This window comes from Roseomonas indoligenes, assembly GCF_017813365.1.
Taxonomy (GTDB): Bacteria; Pseudomonadota; Alphaproteobacteria; order Acetobacterales; family Acetobacteraceae; genus Roseomonas; species Roseomonas indoligenes.
In genome coordinates this window covers 25,539-43,416 of record NZ_JAGIZA010000009.1, presented here as the reverse complement: position 1 = coordinate 43,416, position 17,878 = coordinate 25,539, and the positions used below count along the sequence as shown (strand labels likewise).

Sequence of the window (17,878 nt, the reverse complement as noted above, 5' to 3'; positions counted from 1 at the left end):
CCGGCGCCTCAGCCGACCTGGAGGCGCTCCACGTTGTCGAAGCGCAGCGTCTCGCCGCCGATGGTCAGCTGGCCGCTGAAGGACTGCGGCTGGCCCTGGGAATTGACGAAGGAGACGCCGCCGGCGCTGTTCTCCAGCAGCTGCAGCCCGGGGGTGTAGACCTGCAGGCCCTGCTGGAGCTGGGCCATGGTCATGCCCGAGATCGTCAGCGCGTCGCGCCCGTTGCCGCCGTCGAAGTAGTCGTTGCCACCGCCGGGGCTCCAGGAGAAGGTGTCGTTGCCCTCGCCGCCGAAGGCGGAGTCCGCGGCGCGGTCGCTGAAGCCGCCGATCAGGGTGTCGTCGCCGGCGTCGCCCTGGAGGTTGTCCGCGCCGTCGCCGCCGACGACGATGTCGTTGCCCGCGCCGCCGGTCAGGGCATCGGTGCCGGCTTCGCCGAGGATCACGTCGTCGCCGTCATTGCCCTCGATGTAGTCGTTGCCCGCGCCGCCGGCCGCGAAGTCGTTGCCCGCGCCGGCGAAGATCGCGTCGTCCCCGGCATCGCCGTAGACCTCGTCATGGCCCGCGCCGGCATCGATGTAATCGTTGCCGCCGCGGCCTTCCGCGTAGTCGTTCCCGGCGCCGAGGACGATGCTGTCGGCCTCGTTGGTTCCGATCGTCGTGTCGTGCCCGTCCGTGCCGGGGAGGTAGGCGCCGCCGACCACCTTCTCGAGGGCTGCGGAATCGATGGGCTTCCGGGTCATATCGGTCTTCCTTACGGGTTTTGGTTTCGCAACCATGCCGATTGTCGGAAACCTTGCCTATAGTGGCCGTGTCGATCTGACCCATCGTCAACGCCTATCGATGGAACCCGCGGCCCTGACCTCGGCGGAGACGGAGCCCATGCCGGCACCGATCGGGCGGGAATCCCCGACGTTCCGGACTGTCATCTTTCCGCAACGGTTCTGCCGGAATTCCGTCGCTGGTAACCCCGCGCGTTCCGTGACACTTCGTCCACCCGTTCAGAGACGGTTGGCTGCAGTCGTGACGACATGATGCTGTGCTCGCGCCCGCCCGCACGCCGCCTGATGCCCGCCCCCTGCCCGGGAGTGCGGGGCTGCCGCCGCCGATTCACCGCTGAGGATCACGAGAGTTGACCGAGAGGAATGGGGCGGACAGCGTCGCCCTCGCCTATGACGGCTGGGCGCCGATCTACGACCTGGTCTTCGGGCCGGTGTTCCGCGAGGGGCGCCGCGTGGCGACCCAGGCCGCCGAGCGCGTCGGCGGCCGCATCCTGGAGGTGGGTGTCGGCACCGGCCTGTCGCTTGCCGGCTACCGGCGGGAGAACACGATCTTCGGGATGGACATCTCCGCCCCGATGCTCTGGAAGGCGCGCGGCCGGGTGGAGCGCCAGGGGCTCGGCCATGTCGGCGGGCTGGCCGTGATGGACGCGGAGCGGCTGGCCTTCGGGGACGACAGCTTCGACGTGATCGTGGCGCAGTACGTCGTGACCGCCGTGCCGAACCCCGAGCGCGCGCTGGACGAGTTCCTGCGCGTGGTGCGGCCGGGCGGCGAGATCATCATCGCCACGCGGGTGGGCGCGGAATCGGGGCTGCGCGGCACGATCGAGCGCGCGCTGATGCCCGTGACCAGCCGGCTGGGCTGGCGCACCGAGTTCCCCTGGAGCCGCTACGCGGACTGGGTCGCCGGCGCCGCGGGCGCGAAGCTTCTCGAACGGCGCCCGCTGCCGCCGCTCGGCCATTTCTCGCTCGTCCGCATCACCAAGGACGCGCGGTCCGCGAAGGCCACCAGCAGCATGGCCGCGTCCACCGGCGGGGGGCCGGTGGCGCAGCGCATGGCCTCGTCACCCCATAAGGAGTCGTGATGAACGGATTTTTCGAGCAGCTGCGGGAACAGCGTTGGGACGACCACCGCTACTACCACCACAGCCGGATCAACCAGAGCCTGCACCTGCTCAGCGCGATCAGCTTCCTCTGCGCCTACATGGTCGCGTTCAAGGATCCTGCCACGGCCGCCCTGATCGCGTGGCTCATCTCCATGAACAGCCGCCAGGCCGGGCACTTCTTCTTCGAGCCGCGGGGCTATGACCACGTCAACGAGGCGACGCACGAGCACAAGGAGAAGATCAAGGTCGGGTACAACCTGAACCGCAAGATCGTCCTCATGGCGTTCTGGGCGGCCTCACCCCTTCTGCTGGTGCTCGACCCCAGCCTGTTCGGGCTGATGACGCCGCATGAGGGCTTCGGCGGCTTCGTGCACAATGTGGGAATGCTCTGGTTTTTCGTCGGCATCGGCGGGCTGCTGTTCCGCGTGGCGCAGCTGATCATCATCCGGGACGTGCGGACGGCGCTGGTCTGGGCCACGAAGATCATCACGGACCCGTTCCACGACATCAAGCTCTACCACCGCGCCCCCGGCTACCTGCTGCAGGGCCAGCTGATCGACCCTGCCCATGGCCGAGGCCATGCGGAGGAGGACGAGCACTGGGTACCCGAGGCGGAAGAGCGCAAGGCCTGAACCCCGCGCCCATTCCGCGCCCCGGTGGAGCCGGGGCGCGGGTGGGATCAGGCCGCCTCCGCGGCCCGGCGCCCGCCACGGTGGCGCAGCATCTCCCGCAGGATCCCGCGCCGGATGGCCTTGTTCGTGGTCTCCGGCCCGGCCCACCAGCCGTCCCGCTCCATCGCCCGCGCGGCGGCCACGAAGCGGTCCGCCACCGCCGCGAACTCGGCATCCCCGTAGTTCAGGCTGAAGATCAGCCGCCCCGTCCCCACCCAGCTCAGCGCCAGGCCCTCCGCCCGGAGGTAGTATTGCAGCATCCAGTTGTAGCGCGACGGGCGCGCGTAGAGGACGGTCCAGACCGTGGACATGCCGGCAACGCTCACCGGCAGGCCCGCCGCCGCCAGCCGCGCGTTCAGCGCATCGGCCCGGCCGGCCCAGCGCTCCTCCAGCCCGTCGTAGAGGGCCAGCACCTCCGGTGTTCCCAGGCGCCGCAGGAAGGCGTCCATCGTGCCCATGACATAGGGATGGGAGTTGAAGGTGCCGCGGGCGAAGCAGACGTCCACGGGATTGCTGTCGCGGTAGCGGCGCATCAGCGCGCGCGTGCCGCAGAGCGCGCCGATGGGAAGGCCGCCGCCGAGGGTCTTGCCGTAGGTGACGAGGTCGGCGCGCACGCCGAAGTACTCCTGCGCGCCGCCCGGGGCGAGGCGGAAGCCCATGAAGACCTCGTCGACGATCAGGGCGATGCCGCGCTCCGTGCAGACCTGCCGGAGCTGGTGCAGCCAGGCCGTGTAGGCGGCGCGGTCGTAGCCGGCGCGGCGGCCGCTATCGGCCAGCGAGGAGTCCGCCGGCGCCCCCGCATTCGGATGCAGCGCCTGCAGCGGGTTCACCAGCACGCAGGCGATGTTCCCGCGCGTCCGCAGCACGTGCAGCGTGCGCTCCGACATCTCGGCCAGGGTATAGGTCCGGTCTGCCGGCACGGGGTTGCCGATGCCGGGCTGCACGTCGCCCCACCAGCCGTGATAGGCGCCGGAGAACCGGACGAGGTGCGAGCGGCCGGTGTGATAACGCGCCAGCCGCACGGCCTGCATCACCGCTTCCGTGCCGGACATGTGGAAGGAGACCTCCTCCAGCCCGGAGAGGGCGCGCAGCCGTGCGACATTCTCCGCCACCACCGGATGATAGGCGCCGAGCACGGGGCCGAGGTCGCGCACGCGCGCCGCGCCCTCCTCGATGCAGTCCTTGTAGAAGTCGTAGCCCATCAGGTTCACGCCGTAGGAACCGGTAAGGTCGTAGAGTGCGTTGCCGTCCAGGTCCGTTACCGTCACCCCCGCCGAGGAGGCAAGGAAGGAGCCGCCGGAGAGGTGCTCTCGCAGGTAGCGGCTGTACTGGAAGGGCACGCGGTAGGCGGCGGTGAACTGCAGGTCCGACAGGCCTTCCTTCACCTCCTCCGTGATAGCGGCGCTCAGCGGGAAGCGTGCGCGGTAAAGGGCGGCGAGGCGGTGGAACCCCTCGCGCCGGCGCGCGACCACATCCTTCGACGCGCCGTCCGAGGAGAAGAAGCGTTCCTCGCCGTATTCATAATAGGGAATGAGGGAGGCGACGCGGCGGGCCATGCGGGCGTGCCCCGTCAGCGATCGGTGCTTCGCGCGGGACAGCGCGAGGCGTGCACGACCCTTCACGAAGAGCGCGGCGAGGGCGCCCGCCCCCGCGGCGTAGGGCGCGAGGGCACCGATCTGCGTGCTCAACATTCCAGTATTCCCAGACAGGGCTGACAATGATGCCGATATTCCGCTCCACCCTCGCGCGGGTGGCGCAGCAGGAGGACATCAACTTCCTCCTGACCAACAGGATCCCGCGCCGCCTGGCGACGCGCTTCATCGGCTGGTTCAGCCGGATCGAGAACCCGGTGGTGCGCGATCTCTCGATCGCCACGTGGCGGCTCTTCACCGACCTCGACCTCAGCGACGCGCGGCAGGCGCGGTTCCGCAGCCTGCACGACCTCTTCATCCGGCAACTGAAGGATGGCGCGCGCCCCGCCGATCCGGACGCCACGATCCTCGCCAGCCCCAGCGATGCCATCCTCGGCGCCCACGGCACGGTGGAGAGGGGCCAGGTGCTGCAGGTGAAGGGCTTTCCCTACCCGCTGCGCGACCTGCTGGGCGACGAGGCTGAAGCGGCGCGCTACGAGGGCGGCAGCTACGTCACGCTGCGCCTCACCTCCGCCATGTACCACCGCTTCCACGCGCCGCACGACCTGCGGGTGGAGTCGGTAACCTACATCTCCGGCGACACCTGGAACGTGAACCCTATCGCGCTGAAGCGGATCGAGCGCCTGTTCTGCAAGAACGAGCGCGCGCCGATCCGCGCGCGGCTGGCCGGCACGGGCCATGTCATCACCCTCGTGCCGGTGGCCGCCATCCTCGTCGCCAGCATCCGCCTGGGTTTCCTCGGCGGCGAACTGGATCTGCGCGAAGCCGGACCGCGCCGCATCCCCTGCGACGTGCCGCTCCGCAAGGGCGACGAGATGGGGTGGTTCCAGCACGGCTCGACCATCGTGCTCTTCGCGCCGCCGGGCTTCCGGCTGCACGAGGCGGTGCGGGAAGGCGATACGATCCGTGCGGGGCAGGCGCTGATACGGCTTCCCGTGTGATGCTGGCGGCGGCAGGATGTCCCGGGGAGAGGAGAAAGGAACTCTTCCTCTCCCCGGCCCCCTCTCCATCATCTTTTTCTTCAAGCTGGAATCACGTCGCTGACGATGCGCCTCGGGTCGATGACCCGAGGCGACTGCAAGGGCCGGATCGCTCCCGCGGCAGCCGAATGCAGGTCCAGGAGGCTCAGCCTCTTGGCGGGGGTTCCAGGGGGCGGCGCCCCCGGGTTCCGGACCTGTCAGAGGCAGCATTCCCCCGTCACCCCTGGGGAAGGGCGGCCAGCGCGTCCCGCAGCTGCGTGGCCGAGGCGGCCCAGGACCATTTCGCGGCGTGGCGGCGACAGGCCGCGCGGTCCGCGCCGAGGGCGGCGAGGCAGGCGGCGCGGAGGTCCTCGTCCAGGGCGCCCACGGGTTCGGTCGCGCCGCCGAGTACGTCCAGCGGGCCGGTGACGGGAAAGGCGGCGACGGGGGTGCCGGTGGCCAGCGCTTCCAGCAGCACCAAGCCGAAGGTGTCGGTGCGGGAGGGGAAAACGAAAACGTCGGCCCCGGCATAGGCGGCGGCGAGGGGCACGCCTTCGCGGTAGCCGGTGAAACGGGCTTCGGGGAAGCGGGCCTGGAGGGCGGCGCGGTGGGGACCGTCGCCGACCACGACCTTGGAGCCGGGCAGGTCGAGGGAAAGGAAGGCCTCGATGTTCTTCTCCACGGCGACGCGGCCGGCATAGAGGAAGACCGGGCGCGGCAAGCCGGGCCAGGGGTCGCGGGGCGCGGCTGGAAAGCGGTCCAGGTCCACGCCACGGGACCAGCGGCGCAGGTGGCGGAAGCCGCGGGACTCCAACTCGCCGAGCAGGGAGGTGGTGGCGGCGAGGGTGGCGGCGGCGGGGGCGTGGAAGCGGCGCAGCAGCGCCCAGGAGAGCGCCTGGGGGACGTGGGCGCGGAGATGGAGGTATTCCGGGAAGCGCGTGTGGAAGGACGTGGTGAAAGGCCAGTTGCGCCGGCGGCACAGGCGGCGCGCGGCCCAGCCGAGGGGTCCTTCGGTGGCGATGTGGATGGCGCTGGGGGCGAAGGCGTCCACCATGCCGGCGAAGCGGCCGCTGCGGACGAGGGCGAGGCGGATCTCGGCGTAGGAGGGCAGGGCGACGGTGGGGAAGCGCTCCGGCCCGATCACTTCCACCACGTCGCCGCGGGTACGGAGGTGCTCCACCACGGTAGAGAGGGTGCGGACGACGCCGTTCACCTGGGGGCGCCAGGCATCGGTGACGATGAGGATGCGGGCGGGCGATGCGGGGCCGGACACCCCCTCGGCACCGCGCGCGTGCCGGTTTGCCGTGGCCTGCGCGGCTTCCCCGGCCTTGCGGACGGGAGGCGCCGTGCCAGACACGCGGCCCAGGGCACCGAAGCCTGCCCCGGCGGGGGTGGTGGATCGCATCAGCAGCGGGTCAACCGATGGCGGCCGTAAGCGTCAGGTCCCAAGCCGAGAGCTCCCTCCTGCCAAGATCGAACCCGTTGCCGTTGTGCGGCGGCACCGACGTGCCGGCCGTGTCCTTACGCAGGCGCGGGCGCGCACGGCGTGAATCTTGTGTGACCCGCGCCGGGTTGTTGCGGGCGCGGCAACGGGGGGGAGGAGCAGGTTGCTCCTGCGGCCCTGTCACAAAGTTTTCGCGTTAAACGGAACAAACTTATATTGCATGCAATTCTAATTTTCACATAAGTTAATTTCTGAGCGCCGGATTATGCGCCGATCGGAGATCCCGGCGGGCCGCGGGCCTTTTTCGCGCCCGCCGGATCATTCGAAGTCTCGATGTCCTTCAGTCCGATCGTCTTTCGGGTCGTGACCGGATCGAGATGGCTATCGTGTCGGTCCGATCTGAAAATATCACGACTCTTCCGGTGCTTCCAGGCGCGAGTTCATGTTGCGTAGGAGAAGAGGGCAGTCTAGTTTGGTGCTGCGCCGGCTTGCGCAACTTCCGATCTTAGAGTTCCCCGGCGGGGCTCGGCCTCTTTCCAAGGCCCGCCGGGTTGTTTCGGAGCAGAATTGATCAAGCGCCGGGCGAAGCCCGTGCGGCGGCTACTCCGCCTTCAGGTCCAGTTCCCGCACCTTCCGGCCCCAGAACTCGTATTCCTCGCGGATGGCCTTCGCGAACTCGGCACGGGGCTGCTCGGCGGCCACTTCCAGCCCGTCGCGCTCCAGGCTGCGGGCGAAGCGGGGATCGCGGATGGCCTTGTTGGCGGCGGCCTCCAGCCGGTTCAGCTCCGCCTCCGGCGTGCCGGCGGGCGCGAAGATGCCGTGCCAGCCGAGGATGACGATGCCGGGCAGCCCGGCTTCCGAGAGCGTGGGCACCTCCGGCAGGGAGGGGAGGCGGTGGTCGCCCGTCACGGCCAGCGCGCGCAGGCGGCCATCCCGCACCAGCGGCACGGCCGGGGGCGGGGAGGAAAAATTCATCGTCACGCGCCCGGCCACCACGTCCTGCAGGGCCGGGGCGGTGCCGCGGTAGGAGATGTGTTCCATCTCCACCCCGGCGGCCTCCGAGAAGAGGATGCCGGCGAGATGGTTGTTGGACCCGACGCCGCCAGAGGAGAAGGTGAAGCCCGCGCCCGGCTTCTTGCCCGCCGCGATCAGCTCCTGGAGGGTGTTGGCCGGCACCTTCGGGTCGATCGCCAGCACGTACTGGTAGGAGCTGGCCTTGGTGACCGGCGTCAGCGCCGTGGAGAGGTTCACGCGGTCGTTCCGCTGCAAATGCGGGTTGACCACGATGTTGGTGGAGACGGCGAAGAGCAGGGTGGTGCCGTCCGGCCGCGCGCGGGCGACGGAGGTGGCGCCGACATGGCCCGCCGCGCCGCCGCGGTTCTCCACGATGACGTTCTGGCCGAGCTGCTCCATCAGGATGGGCGCGAGTTCGCGCCCCACGATGTCCGTGCCGCCCCCGGCGGCGTAGGGCACGACGAGGGTGATGCTGCGCCCCTGGGCGGCGGCGCGCCCGATCAGGGCCGGGGCTGCCAAGGGGGCCGCGATGAGGGGCAGGACATGACGGCGGCGCATGGCGGAATCCTTTCGATCTGGGCCGGAAATGGGCACGGACGCGGGGCCGCGGCAAGGCGCCATCGGAGCTCCGGCTTCAAGGATCGGTGCGGGGTGGCATGATGGGGCGGCGACGATGGAGCGCCGTTTGACCCAGCCTACCCCTGCGCCCGGCCTCGGCCTGCGCGGCCCCGCCCTGACCTTCCGCCACGATCCCTTCCGGGGCGAGGCGGACACGGCGCTGGTCCACTGGCCCGACGCGCTGGTGGTGATGCGGGGCGGGAAGATCACTGGCTTCGGCGACCACGCCGCGGAGCGCCCGCGCCATCCGGACGACCTGGTGGTGCATCACCACCCGGACGGGCTGATCCTGCCGGGCTTCGTGGACGCCCATGTCCACTACCCGCAGCTGGAGATGGCAGGGTCCTTCGGGGAAACGCTGCTGGACTGGCTGCGGCGCTACACCTTCCCCACGGAGGCGCGCTTCGCCGACCCCGCCCATGCCGCGCGCGTGGCGAAGACCTTCCTCGCCGCCCTGCTGCGCGCCGGCACCACCACGGCCCTCGTCTACTGCACCGTGCACGAGCACTCCGCCGACGCCCTGTTCGCGGAGGCGGAGCGGCTGGGCATGCGGATCGCCGCCGGCAAGGTGCTGATGGACCGGAACGCACCGGCCGAACTGCTGGACGGGCCGGACCACGGCATCCCCGCGACGCAGCGCCTGATTGATCGCTGGCACGGGCGCGGGCGGCTGCTCTACGCCATCACGCCGCGCTTCGCCCCCGCCTGCAGCGACGAGGCGCTGTGCGCCGCCGGGCGGCTGTGGTGCGACAATCCCGGGACGCTGGTGCAGACGCATCTGTGCGAGACGGAGGCGGAGATCGCCTGGGTGCGGGAGCTGTTCCCGGCCGCCGCCTCCTACCTCGACGTATACCGCGCTGCCGGGCTGGCCGGGCCGGGCGCCGTGATGGGCCATGCCGTCCATGTGACGGAGGGCGACCTATCCGGCCTGAGGGAGACGGGCTGCGGCGTGGCGCATTGCCCGAGCTCCAACCTCTTCCTCGGCAGCGGCCTCTTCCCGGCGCACGCCATGGCGGCCGCGGGCGTGCGGGTCGGGCTCGGAAGCGACGTGGGGGCGGGCACGGGCCTCTCCACCCTTCGCACCCTCGGTGATGCCTACAAGGTGGCCCGGCTGCGCGGGGCGCGGCTGCACCCGGCCCAGGCCCTATGGCTGGCAACGCGCGGCGGGGCGGAGGCGATGCGGCTGGAGGATCGCATCGGCACCCTGGCCCCGGGCATGGAGGCCGACCTCGTGGTGCTGGACCCTGCCGCCACCCCGGAACTCGCCTTGCGGACGGAGGGGGCGCGGGACCCGGCGGACCGGCTCTTCGCCCTCATGGCCCTGGGGGACGAGCGGGCGGTGCGGGCGACCTACCTGGCCGGGCGACTGGCCTACGAGAGGAAGTAGGGCGGTGGTTCCCCAGGGGCTGCTACCCCCGGGGAACCACCGCGCCGGAAGGGGGAGGCGGGGTCTCCCCCGCGGTTCAGCCGCCCGCCTTCAGCGTCATCTCGGCGATGCCGGCGGCCACGTTGATGCCCGTGCTGCTCTCGATGGAGAGCGGCTGGAGGGCCACCTGGTCGCGGCTGCCGCCGATCAGGACGTTGCTGCCGAGGCCCAGGCCCGCCGAGACGTTGGAGGAAGCGCCGCCATAGGTGCCGGCAAGGCTGCCCGGAGCGATGTCGGACCCGGTGTTCACCACCGTCCAGACCATGGTGCCGCGGCCGGTGAAGCCGAGGTCCACGCCGAAGCGGCGGATCTCGCCGGTGTAGCGCTCGGCGGCGCCGTTCACCGGCTTGAATTCGCAGGACAGGTCCTTCGTCGAGCCGAAGACGAAGGAGATGCCGCCAGAGACGTCGCACTGGAGCTGGCCGACGCGGGTGTTGCCGGCCTGCTGGCCCGGCGGCGGTGTCATCGCCGTGCCGGTCTGGACCATGCCGGGCGGAATGGGCTGGCCGGGCTGCAGTACCACGCCCTGGCCGGGAATAACGGTCCCGGGAGCGACCGTGCCGGGGGGGGTGCCCGGGGCGGTGCTCTGGGCGGTGCTCTGGGCGAGGGCGGGGCCACCGAAGGCGAGCAGGGCGGCCGCGGCAAGGAAGGTGGGACGGTTCATGGCGTTCGATCCTTGTTTCTCTGGCCGGGGTAGTGACGGGGACCGTTCAGGCGGCCCCGGGCGCTTCCCCGGACGGGAGGCAAGAACGCGCCGCTAGCGCCGGGGCTTCATTGCTGCTTCCGGCCCCGCCTTCTGCCAGGCGCCCTGGGGCAGGAGCTGGGGCACCAGCACGCGGCGGGGGCGGGCTGGCGCGGCCTTGCGGCCGATGGGGGCCAGCACGGATTTCCGGGCCTCGATCAGCGTCACGCCGCCGAGCTGCGGGGCCAGGGCCTCGCCCGCCGTCTCCCAGAGCCGGGCGCCGCGCAGCAGGGGGCGGAAGGCGAAGGGCGGGACGAACAGGGCGGCCTCCCGCGCCTCCACCGTGAACATGGACCGCTCCAGCAGGCGGGCGAGCTGGCGGGGCGAGTAGGGCTGGCCGTGGCCGAAGGGGGTGTGTTCCAGATGCGCCCAGACGGAGCGGCGGTTGGGCACGACGGCGAGCAGCCGCCCCTCAGGGCGCAGCACGCGCCAGGCCTCGCGCAGCAGGCGCCGGGCATTCTCCGCCCCTTCCAGCCCGTGGACGAGGAGGATGCGGTCGAAGCAGAGGTCGGCGAAGGGGAGGCGGTCCTCCTCCACCAGGGCGGTGGCGTTGCGGCCGTCCGGCGGCCAGGGCGGCAGGCCGCCCGCGCCCAGGGCCTCGGGCGAGGCAGCGACGAGGCGGGCGGCCCCGCGGCGCCAGAGGCGGAGATAGGGGCCGGCATGGCCGAGGCCGAGCACCTCCAGCCCCGTCAGCTCCGGCCAGGCGCGGCGGAGCCGCGCGCGCAGGACGCGGCGGGTCGTGGCGCCCAGCGGCGCCTCGTAGAAGCCCTGCAGCCCGCGGGCGGTGAAGTGGACCTCGGCGGCCATGCGGCGGATATAGGATCACGAATCCGGCCTGACACCAGAGGGAGAACGCGGCGCATGACCCAGAACGGGAGCCAGAGCGGGCACCAGCGCGGGAACTGGACGATCCGGGCCGTGCCCAACCTCTCCGACAACTACGCCTGGCTGCTGCGGGACGAGGCGACCGGCACCGTGGCCCTCTGCGACCCCGGGGAGGCGGAGCCGAACCTGGCGGCGCTGCAGGACATGCCGGAGCCCGGGCGGCTGGATTGGGTGCTGCTGACCCATCACCACCCCGACCATATCGACGGCGTGGCGGAGGTGGTGGCCGCGACGGGGGCGAAGGTGCTGGGGGCGGCCGCCGATTCCCACCGCCTGCCGGCGCTGGACCTGTCCGTGCATCCCGGGGATTCGATCCCGCTGGGCAGCGGCACGATCGAGGTGCTGGACAGCCCGGGCCACACGATCGGACATATCGCGCTGTTCATTCCCGAGGCGCACGCGGTGCTGTGCGGCGACACCCTCTTCTCACTCGGATGCGGGCGGCTGCTGGAGGGGACGCCGGCCGACATGTTCCGCGCCCTGCGGCTGCTGGACGCCCTGCCCGGCGACACGCTGGTGCTCTGCGGCCACGAGTACACCGAGAGCAACGCCCGCTTCGCCCTGACGGTGGAGCCGGACAACGCCGCGCTGAAGGCGCGCGCGGAGGAGGTGCGGGAGCAACGCAAGGCCGGCCACCCCACCGTGCCGACCACGCTGGACCAGGAGCGCGCGACCAATCCCTTCCTGCGCGCCGGGGACGAGGCGACCCTGGCCGAGCGGCGGCGCGGCAAGGACGTGTTCAAGGGCTGATCCCCGCATGAACCTGCGCGATTCCGGGCTGGCGGCCGCCGCGGTGATCGCCGCGCTGGACCTGCGCCCCCATCCCGAGGGCGGGCACTACCGCGAGACCTGGCGCGATGCCCCGGCCGATGGCGGGCGTGGCGCCGGGACGGCGATCCTGTTCCTCCTCGCGGCCGGGGAGCGCAGCCACTGGCACCGGGTGGACGCGGCGGAGGGCTGGCACTGGCATGCCGGGGCGCCGCTTCTCCTGCGGGTCTCCGATGGCGGGACGCCCGGCGGGACACGGCTGGGGCCGGACCTCTCCGCCGGGGAGACGCCCTTCGCGGTGGTGCCGAAGGGCCAGTGGCAGGCGGCAGAGAGCCTCGGCGCCTGGACCCTGGTGGGCTGCACCGTCAGCCCCGCCTTCCTGTTCGAGGGGTTCGAGATGGCGCCGCCGGGCTGGGAGCCAGGGCAGGCCTAGACGGGGGGGCGCCTTGACGCCGTGGGCCGGGGGCAGGACACCCGGGGCCCACCCCACGAAGCCCCCGGCGCTCCAACCGCCGGGCGGCCAGGAGCCCATCCTCCATGTCCCAGCGCGTCTTCTCGGGCATCCAGCCCTCGGGCGTCCCCACCCTCGGCAACTACCTCGGCGCGCTGCGCAACTGGGTGCCGATGCAGGACACGAACGAGTGCATCTTCTGCGTGGTGGACCAGCACGCCATCACCCAGTTCCAGGACCCGAAGGAGCTGACGCGCCAGACCCGGGACATGGCCGCCGCCCTGCTGGCCTGCGGGCTGGACCCGGAGCGCTGCATCCTCTTCGTGCAGTCCCATGTCCACGCGCACACGCGGCTGGCCTGGATCTTCAACTGCGTGGCCCGCATCGGCTGGCTGAACCGGATGACGCAGTTCAAGGACAAGGCGGGCAAGGACCGGGACAATGCCGGCGCCGGCCTCTACGTCTATCCGAACCTGATGGCGGCCGACATCCACGCCTATCACGCCACGCGCGTGCCGGTGGGCGAGGACCAGAAGCAGCACCTGGAGCTGGCGAACGACATCGCCGAGAAGTTCAACCACGACTACGGGGTTGATTTCTTCCCGCATATCGACCCGCACATCATGGGGGTGGCCGCCCGCGTGATGTCCCTGCGCGACGGCACGAAGAAGATGAGCAAGTCGGACCCCTCCGACCAGTCGCGCATCAACCTGAATGACGACGCGGACACGATTGCTTTGAAGATCCGCCGCGCGAAGACGGATGCGGAGCCGCTGCCCTCCGAGATGCAGGGGCTGGAGGGGCGGCCGGAGGCGCGCAACCTCGTGGGCATCCTCGCCGCCATCACGGACAGCACGCCGGAGGAGGTTCTGCGCGCGCACGGCGGCCAGGGCTTCGGCACCTTCAAGGGCATCCTGGCCGATGCGCTGGTGGCCCACCTGACGCCCATCGCCGACGAGACGCGCCGCCTGCTGGCCGATCCCGGCGCGGTGGACGCGCTGCTGCGCCGCGGCGCGGACAGGGCGAGGGAGATCGCGGAGCCGATCGTGGCGAAGGCGGAGCAGCTGGTCGGCTTCCTTCCGGCCCGCTGATCAACAGCGCGCCATGCTGAAGAGCATCCTCACCGTCGGCGGCTGGACCATGGCCAGCCGCGTGCTCGGCTTCCTGCGGGACATGCTGATCGCGGCCTCGCTCGGCGCCGGGCCTGTGGCGGATGCCTTCTTCATCGCCCTCAAGCTGCCGAACCTGTTCCGCCGCCTGTTCGGGGAAGGCGCCTTCAACGCCGCCTTCGTCCCCGCCTTCGCCGCGACCCTGACGACGGAGGGCGCGGCCCAGGCCCGCTTCCTGGCGGAGCGCATGTCCACGCTGATGACGCTGTGGCTCTCTCTGCTCACGGTGCTCGGCATGGTCTTCATGCCGCAGGTGCTGACGGTGCTGGCCCCCGGCTTCACGGACGACCCGCTGCGCTTCGGGCTGGCCGTGGAGATGACGCGGATCACCTTCCCTTACCTGCTGCTGATCTGCCTGACGGCGCTGATCTCCGGCGTGCTGAACGGGCTGGACCGCTTCGGCGCCGCCGCCGGCGCGCCCGTGCTGTTCAACCTGCTCTCCATGGCCGCCCTCTGGATCCTGTCGCCGATCGTGCCGACGCCCGGGCACGCGCTGGCCTGGGGCGTGACGATCTCCGGCGCCGCGCAGCTCCTCCTCGTCTGGATCGCGGCGGCGCGGGCGGGGATGCCGCTGCGCATCGTCTCCCTCCCGCGCATCACGCCGGAGGTGCGGCTGGTGCTGCGGCGCATGGTGCCTGGCCTCGTCGGCGCGGGGGTGACGCAGCTGAACCTGGCGGTGGATGTCGTCATCGCCTCCCTCCTGCCTGCCGGCGCCGTCTCCTATCTCTACTACGCGGACCGGATCGGGCAGCTGCCGCTGGGCGTCATCGGGGCCGCCGTCGGCACGGCCATGCTGCCCCTGCTGGTGAAGCAGCTCCGCAGCGGCCGCCCGCTCTCCGCCCATCGCACGATGAACCGGGCGCTGGAGCTCTCCCTCGCGCTCTCCCTGCCCGCCGCCGCCGCGCAGGCGGTGCTGGCCTGGCCCATCATCTCCGCCCTGTTCGTGCGCGGCGCCTTCGGGGAGCTGGAGGCCGCGGCCACCTCCGTCGCCCTCGTCGCTTATGCGCTGGGACTGCCCGCCTTCGTGCTGGTGAAGGCCTTCGTGCCCGGCTTCTTCGCGCGCGGGGACACGGCCACGCCGGTGAAGATCAGCCTCGTCATCGTCGTGCTGAACCTGGCGATGAACCTGATCCTCACGCGCTACCTCGCGCATGTCGGCATCGCGCTGGCCACGGGCATCGCCGCCTGGGTCAACGTGATCGCCCTGGCCGTGTTCCTGCGCCGGCGCGGCCACTGGCGGCCGGACCGCCGCCTGCGCCGCCGCGTGCCGCGGCTGCTGATGGCCACCCTCGCCATGGCCGTGGTGTTGCTGGCGATGCGCGCGCTGCTGCCGGACCCCGTGGGATCGACGATGCGCCTCGCCTTCCTCGCGGCCTATGTCGTCGTCGGCCTGGGCGTGTATTTCGGGCTGGCCCACGCAATCGGCGGGCTGCACCTGGGGGAGATCCGGCGGCGGCGGTGAAGATGGCTTTCCCGGTAATGGCCCGCCGGGTGTCTTCATCCTGAACTGTCCGGAGCCAGGGGGCGCTGCCCCCTGGAACCCCCGCCAAGGGCCTGAGGCCCTTGGAACCCCGTCTGGCTGCCGCGGAACTGACCTGACGCGGTATCGCTGATGATGGCCTGATCCTGTCGCTTCAGTCGCCTGAGGTCATCGACCTCAGGCGCATTGCCAGCGAAGTAAACCCAATGCCTACAAGAAGATGATGGTGAGGGGGCCGGGGAGAGGAAGAATTCCTTCTTCCTCTCCCCGGGACAGACCGCCAGCGAAGAGCCAGACCAGCCTTCGCCGGCGAGGGCGTCAGTCCCTGGCGACCTCCCGCAGGGCCTCCACCAGGGCCTCGGCGGCAGGGGAGAGGGAGCGGCCGGCGCGATGCACCACCATGATCTCCCGCACCAGATCCGGCTGCAGCGGCCGGCGGGCGAGTTCCGGCGCCATGCGGAGTTCCACGGCCGTGGAGGGGAGGAGGGCGATGCCGAGCCCGGCCTGCGCCATGCCGATGAGGGAGCTGGTGTGGACTGCCTGCTGGAAGGGCGAAAGGCGAAGGCCCTTCGCTGCTAAGGCATCGTCCAGCACGCGCCAGACGGAGGTGTTGGATTCCAGCAGCAGCAGGTGTTCCCGCGCCAGGGCCTCCAGCGGGATGCGGCGGCGTGAGGCGAGCGGGTGGTCGGCGGGCAGGATGGCCAGAAGCCGGTCCTGGAACAGGGGTTCCCGCGCCAGGTCGGGGCCGGGGGGCGGGCCGCTGGCGATGCCGATATCCACCATGTCCGCCCGTACCATGTCGTGGATGCGGCCCGTCACCGCCTCCTGCAACTGCACGCGCAACTCCGGGTGCTGCCCGCGCATCCGCAGCATGGCGCGCGGCAGGGGGCCGGAGGCGACGGAGGGCAGGGCCGCCAGCCGGACCGTGCCGCGCCGGCGGGCGGCGAGGTCGCGCACGTTCTCCAGCGTGTGGTCGAGGTCGCGCAGCTGCACCTCCAGCACCCGCGCCAGTTCCGCCCCGGCCTCCGTCGGCTCCACGCCCTGTGGGGTGCGGTCCAGCAGGCGCAGGCCGAGCGCCGCTTCCAGACCGCGGATCTGCACGGTCAGCGCGGGCTGGGTAACGTGCAGCAGCCCGGCGGCGCGGGTGAAGGAGCGATGGCGCGCGATGGCGAGGAAGGCGCGCAGGCCCTTGAGCGTGACGTCCATAAAGGAACCTTATCGGGCGAGAACAAGTTTTCAATTGCCTTATCGGCGCCCGCCTCCCAGCTTTCCCGGCACTGAACGAGAGAGCCCGCGACAGCGGGCCGTTGGAGAGGACCAGTCCAGATGCCCGAGGCCCCGATCCCGGCGGCCGAGGCGCGCCGCTTCTTCCTGCGCGCCGAGGATGTCACCCCCTACAGCCCCGCCAACCACACCGGCACCAGCAACCGCCGTGTGATCGCGCCCGAGACGGTGGGCGCGACGCAGATGGAGGTGCTGATCGGCACGATCGAGCGCGGCAACGGCGCGCTGCCGCACGCGCATCCGACGCTGGAGCAGACCTGCTACTTCATGGAGGGCCGCGCGCGCGTGGAGGTGGGCGGCGAGACGCGCGATGTCGGTCCCGGCGACTTCTGCTTCTTCCCGATCGGCGTGGAGCACGTGGTGACCGTGACGAGCGAGGAGCCGCTGAAGCTGATGGTGATCTACGCGCCGCCCTATGGCGAGGATCCTGCCAAGGTGACGCGCCGTGCGGGAGGGCACGCGTGATGCGCCGCCGTTCCCTCCTCGGCGCCGCGCTGGCGCTGCCCGCCATCCGCCCCGCCTTCGCACAGGCCTGGCGCCCCACGCGGCCGATCACCATGGTCGTGCCCTTCGCGGCCGGCAGCGGCACGGATGCCGGCGCGCGCATCCTGGCGCAGGTGATGAGCGAGGCGCTGGGCGGCGCGGCCATCGTGGTGGACAACCGCGCGGGCGCCAATGGCTCCATCGCGGCAGGATTCGTCGCGCGGGCGGAGCCGGACGGGCACACGATCTTCGTGACCACCAACACGACGCACTCCGCTAATCCTGCGCTGCTGAAGCACCTGGACTACGACCCGGTGGCGGATTTCGCGCCGGTCGCGCGCGTGGGGAATCTGCCCTTCATGCTGGTGGTGGGCGAGGGATCGCCCGCGCGCGACGCCAGGTCCTTCCTGGACATGGCGCGGAAGCGTCGGGGCGAGATGAGCTATGCCAGCGGCAACAGCACGGGCATCGTCGCCGGCGCCACCATGGCGCGGATGGCGGGCACGGAGATGCTGCACGTGCCCTACCGCTCCACCCCGCCCGCCATCACGGACGTGATCGCCGGGCGCGTGGACTGCATGTTCGTGGACATCGCGGCGGGGCTGGGCAACCTGCGCGCGGGCAAGCTGCGCAATCTCGGCGTGTCCACGAAGGAACGGTCGCGCCTGATGCCGGACGCGCCGACGCTGGCCGAGGCGGCGCTGCCGGGCTTCGACATCACCTCCTGGAACGGCGTCTTCGCGCCGGCCCGCACGCCGGCGCCGGTGATCGAGGCGCTGAACGCCGCGATCCGCGGGCCGATCGAGCGGCCGGAGGTGAAGCAGCGCTTCGCCGATATCGGCTTCGACGCCTTTTCCGGCACGCCGGGGGAACTGGGCGATTTCGTGAAGCAGCAAATTGTCGTCTGGCGCGAGATGGTCGAGGCCGCCGGCATTCCGAAGGAGTGACCG

17 protein-coding genes are annotated in these 17,878 nt (G+C 71.3%); 10 read left to right on the top strand and 7 right to left on the bottom strand.

The annotated features are described in order from the left end of the window. Nucleotides 1-8: 8 nt before the first annotated feature. On the bottom strand, nt 9-740 hold the full coding sequence (locus J5Y10_RS15315; RefSeq protein WP_209374907.1) for a calcium-binding protein: 732 nt from the start codon (nt 738-740) through the stop codon (nt 9-11). Nucleotides 741-1,129: 389 nt separating this feature from the next. On the opposite strand from J5Y10_RS15315, the gene J5Y10_RS15310 reads away from it, so the two are divergent. After that, the gene (locus tag J5Y10_RS15310; protein ID WP_209374906.1) at nt 1,130-1,861 is read left to right on the top strand and encodes a class I SAM-dependent methyltransferase; all 732 of its coding nucleotides are present in this window, start codon (nt 1,130-1,132) and stop codon (nt 1,859-1,861) included. Further along, on the top strand, nt 1,861-2,514 hold the full coding sequence (locus J5Y10_RS15305) for a hypothetical protein (protein ID WP_209374905.1): 654 nt from the start codon (nt 1,861-1,863) through the stop codon (nt 2,512-2,514). Before J5Y10_RS15310 ends, J5Y10_RS15305 begins: the two co-directional genes overlap by 1 nt. 47 nt (nt 2,515-2,561) lie before the next feature. Here the strand turns inward: J5Y10_RS15305 and J5Y10_RS15300 are convergent, their stop codons facing one another. Next, nucleotides 2,562-4,244, bottom strand: a complete 1,683-nt coding sequence (locus J5Y10_RS15300; protein WP_209374904.1) for an aminotransferase class III-fold pyridoxal phosphate-dependent enzyme — start codon at nt 4,242-4,244, stop codon at nt 2,562-2,564. 26 nt (nt 4,245-4,270) lie between these two features. Here J5Y10_RS15300 and asd point away from each other — a divergent pair, with 26 nt between their 5' ends. Further along, nucleotides 4,271-5,146, top strand: a complete 876-nt coding sequence (gene asd / locus J5Y10_RS15295) for an archaetidylserine decarboxylase (RefSeq protein WP_209374903.1) — start codon at nt 4,271-4,273, stop codon at nt 5,144-5,146. 256 nt (nt 5,147-5,402) lie between these two features. Here asd and J5Y10_RS15290 read toward each other — a convergent pair whose 3' ends face one another. Together J5Y10_RS15290 and J5Y10_RS15285 are read right to left on the bottom strand one after the other, a co-directional pair. Beyond that, a complete protein-coding gene (locus tag J5Y10_RS15290) occupies nt 5,403-6,569 on the bottom strand; it encodes a glycosyltransferase family 4 protein (RefSeq protein ID WP_209374902.1) in 1,167 nt (388 codons plus the stop codon). 639 nt (nt 6,570-7,208) lie between these two features. Continuing rightward, entirely contained in the window at nt 7,209-8,180 is a 972-nt protein-coding gene (locus tag J5Y10_RS15285; RefSeq protein WP_209374901.1) for a Bug family tripartite tricarboxylate transporter substrate binding protein, read from the bottom strand. A gap of 127 nt (nt 8,181-8,307) precedes the next feature. Between J5Y10_RS15285 and guaD the strand changes: the two genes are divergently transcribed. Beyond that, entirely contained in the window at nt 8,308-9,627 is a 1,320-nt protein-coding gene (guaD, locus tag J5Y10_RS15280; RefSeq protein ID WP_245214758.1) for a guanine deaminase, read from the top strand. Nucleotides 9,628-9,703: 76 nt separating this feature from the next. On the opposite strand, the gene J5Y10_RS15275 is transcribed toward guaD, so the two are convergent. Together J5Y10_RS15275 and J5Y10_RS15270 are read right to left on the bottom strand one after the other, a co-directional pair. Next, nucleotides 9,704-10,330 (bottom strand): DUF992 domain-containing protein, encoded by a 627-nt coding sequence (locus tag J5Y10_RS15275; RefSeq protein ID WP_209374899.1) that lies wholly within the window; start codon nt 10,328-10,330, stop codon nt 9,704-9,706. Between the two features lie 93 nt (nt 10,331-10,423). Then, nucleotides 10,424-11,215: a methyltransferase domain-containing protein gene (locus tag J5Y10_RS15270; protein WP_209374898.1), complete on the bottom strand. Its 792-nt coding sequence runs from the start codon at nt 11,213-11,215 to the stop codon at nt 10,424-10,426. A 54-nt stretch (nt 11,216-11,269) separates the two neighbouring features. Between J5Y10_RS15270 and gloB the strand changes: the two genes are divergently transcribed. From gloB to murJ, 4 genes are all read left to right on the top strand, one after another. After that, the gene (gloB, locus tag J5Y10_RS15265) at nt 11,270-12,043 is read left to right on the top strand and encodes a hydroxyacylglutathione hydrolase (protein ID WP_209374897.1); all 774 of its coding nucleotides are present in this window, start codon (nt 11,270-11,272) and stop codon (nt 12,041-12,043) included. 7 nt (nt 12,044-12,050) lie between these two features. Continuing rightward, on the top strand, nt 12,051-12,494 hold the full coding sequence (locus J5Y10_RS15260; RefSeq protein ID WP_209374896.1) for a cupin domain-containing protein: 444 nt from the start codon (nt 12,051-12,053) through the stop codon (nt 12,492-12,494). 104 nt (nt 12,495-12,598) lie between these two features. Beyond that, entirely contained in the window at nt 12,599-13,603 is a 1,005-nt protein-coding gene (trpS, locus tag J5Y10_RS15255) for a tryptophan--tRNA ligase (protein WP_209374895.1), read from the top strand. A gap of 13 nt (nt 13,604-13,616) precedes the next feature. Then, entirely contained in the window at nt 13,617-15,143 is a 1,527-nt protein-coding gene (gene murJ / locus J5Y10_RS15250) for a murein biosynthesis integral membrane protein MurJ (RefSeq protein WP_209374894.1), read from the top strand. Nucleotides 15,144-15,479: 336 nt separating this feature from the next. Here murJ and J5Y10_RS15245 read toward each other — a convergent pair whose 3' ends face one another. Continuing rightward, nucleotides 15,480-16,367, bottom strand: coding sequence for a LysR family transcriptional regulator (locus J5Y10_RS15245; protein ID WP_209374893.1), 888 nt, complete (start codon nt 16,365-16,367; stop codon nt 15,480-15,482). A gap of 120 nt (nt 16,368-16,487) precedes the next feature. Here J5Y10_RS15245 and J5Y10_RS15240 point away from each other — a divergent pair, with 120 nt between their 5' ends. Both J5Y10_RS15240 and J5Y10_RS15235 read left to right on the top strand, forming a co-directional pair. Continuing rightward, nucleotides 16,488-16,910, top strand: coding sequence for a cupin domain-containing protein (locus tag J5Y10_RS15240; RefSeq protein WP_209374892.1), 423 nt, complete (start codon nt 16,488-16,490; stop codon nt 16,908-16,910). Continuing rightward, a complete protein-coding gene (locus tag J5Y10_RS15235) occupies nt 16,910-17,875 on the top strand; it encodes a Bug family tripartite tricarboxylate transporter substrate binding protein (protein WP_245214757.1) in 966 nt (321 codons plus the stop codon). The genes J5Y10_RS15240 and J5Y10_RS15235 overlap by 1 nt, the downstream gene beginning before the upstream one ends. Nucleotides 17,876-17,878 lie beyond the last annotated feature (3 nt).

Excerpts from the sequence above, each read along its gene's own strand:
- J5Y10_RS15315 (WP_209374907.1), bottom strand. The coding sequence starts at position 740 with ATGACCCGGAAGCCCATCGATTCCGCAGCCCTCGAGAAGGTGGTCGGC.
- J5Y10_RS15305 (WP_209374905.1), top strand. The coding sequence starts at position 1,861 with ATGAACGGATTTTTCGAGCAGCTGCGGGAACAGCGTTGGGACGACCAC.
- J5Y10_RS15300 (WP_209374904.1), bottom strand. The coding sequence starts at position 4,244 with ATGTTGAGCACGCAGATCGGTGCCCTCGCGCCCTACGCCGCGGGGGCG.
- asd (WP_209374903.1), top strand. The coding sequence starts at position 4,271 with ATGATGCCGATATTCCGCTCCACCCTCGCGCGGGTGGCGCAGCAGGAG.
- J5Y10_RS15290 (WP_209374902.1), bottom strand. The coding sequence starts at position 6,569 with ATGCGATCCACCACCCCCGCCGGGGCAGGCTTCGGTGCCCTGGGCCGC.
- J5Y10_RS15285 (WP_209374901.1), bottom strand. The coding sequence starts at position 8,180 with ATGCGCCGCCGTCATGTCCTGCCCCTCATCGCGGCCCCCTTGGCAGCC.
- J5Y10_RS15275 (WP_209374899.1), bottom strand. The coding sequence starts at position 10,330 with ATGAACCGTCCCACCTTCCTTGCCGCGGCCGCCCTGCTCGCCTTCGGT.
- J5Y10_RS15270 (WP_209374898.1), bottom strand. The coding sequence starts at position 11,215 with ATGGCCGCCGAGGTCCACTTCACCGCCCGCGGGCTGCAGGGCTTCTAC.
- gloB (WP_209374897.1), top strand. The coding sequence starts at position 11,270 with ATGACCCAGAACGGGAGCCAGAGCGGGCACCAGCGCGGGAACTGGACG.
- J5Y10_RS15260 (WP_209374896.1), top strand. The coding sequence starts at position 12,051 with ATGAACCTGCGCGATTCCGGGCTGGCGGCCGCCGCGGTGATCGCCGCG.
- trpS (WP_209374895.1), top strand. The coding sequence starts at position 12,599 with ATGTCCCAGCGCGTCTTCTCGGGCATCCAGCCCTCGGGCGTCCCCACC.
- murJ (WP_209374894.1), top strand. The coding sequence starts at position 13,617 with ATGCTGAAGAGCATCCTCACCGTCGGCGGCTGGACCATGGCCAGCCGC.
- J5Y10_RS15245 (WP_209374893.1), bottom strand. The coding sequence starts at position 16,367 with ATGGACGTCACGCTCAAGGGCCTGCGCGCCTTCCTCGCCATCGCGCGC.
- J5Y10_RS15240 (WP_209374892.1), top strand. The coding sequence starts at position 16,488 with ATGCCCGAGGCCCCGATCCCGGCGGCCGAGGCGCGCCGCTTCTTCCTG.
- J5Y10_RS15235 (WP_245214757.1), top strand. The coding sequence starts at position 16,910 with ATGCGCCGCCGTTCCCTCCTCGGCGCCGCGCTGGCGCTGCCCGCCATC.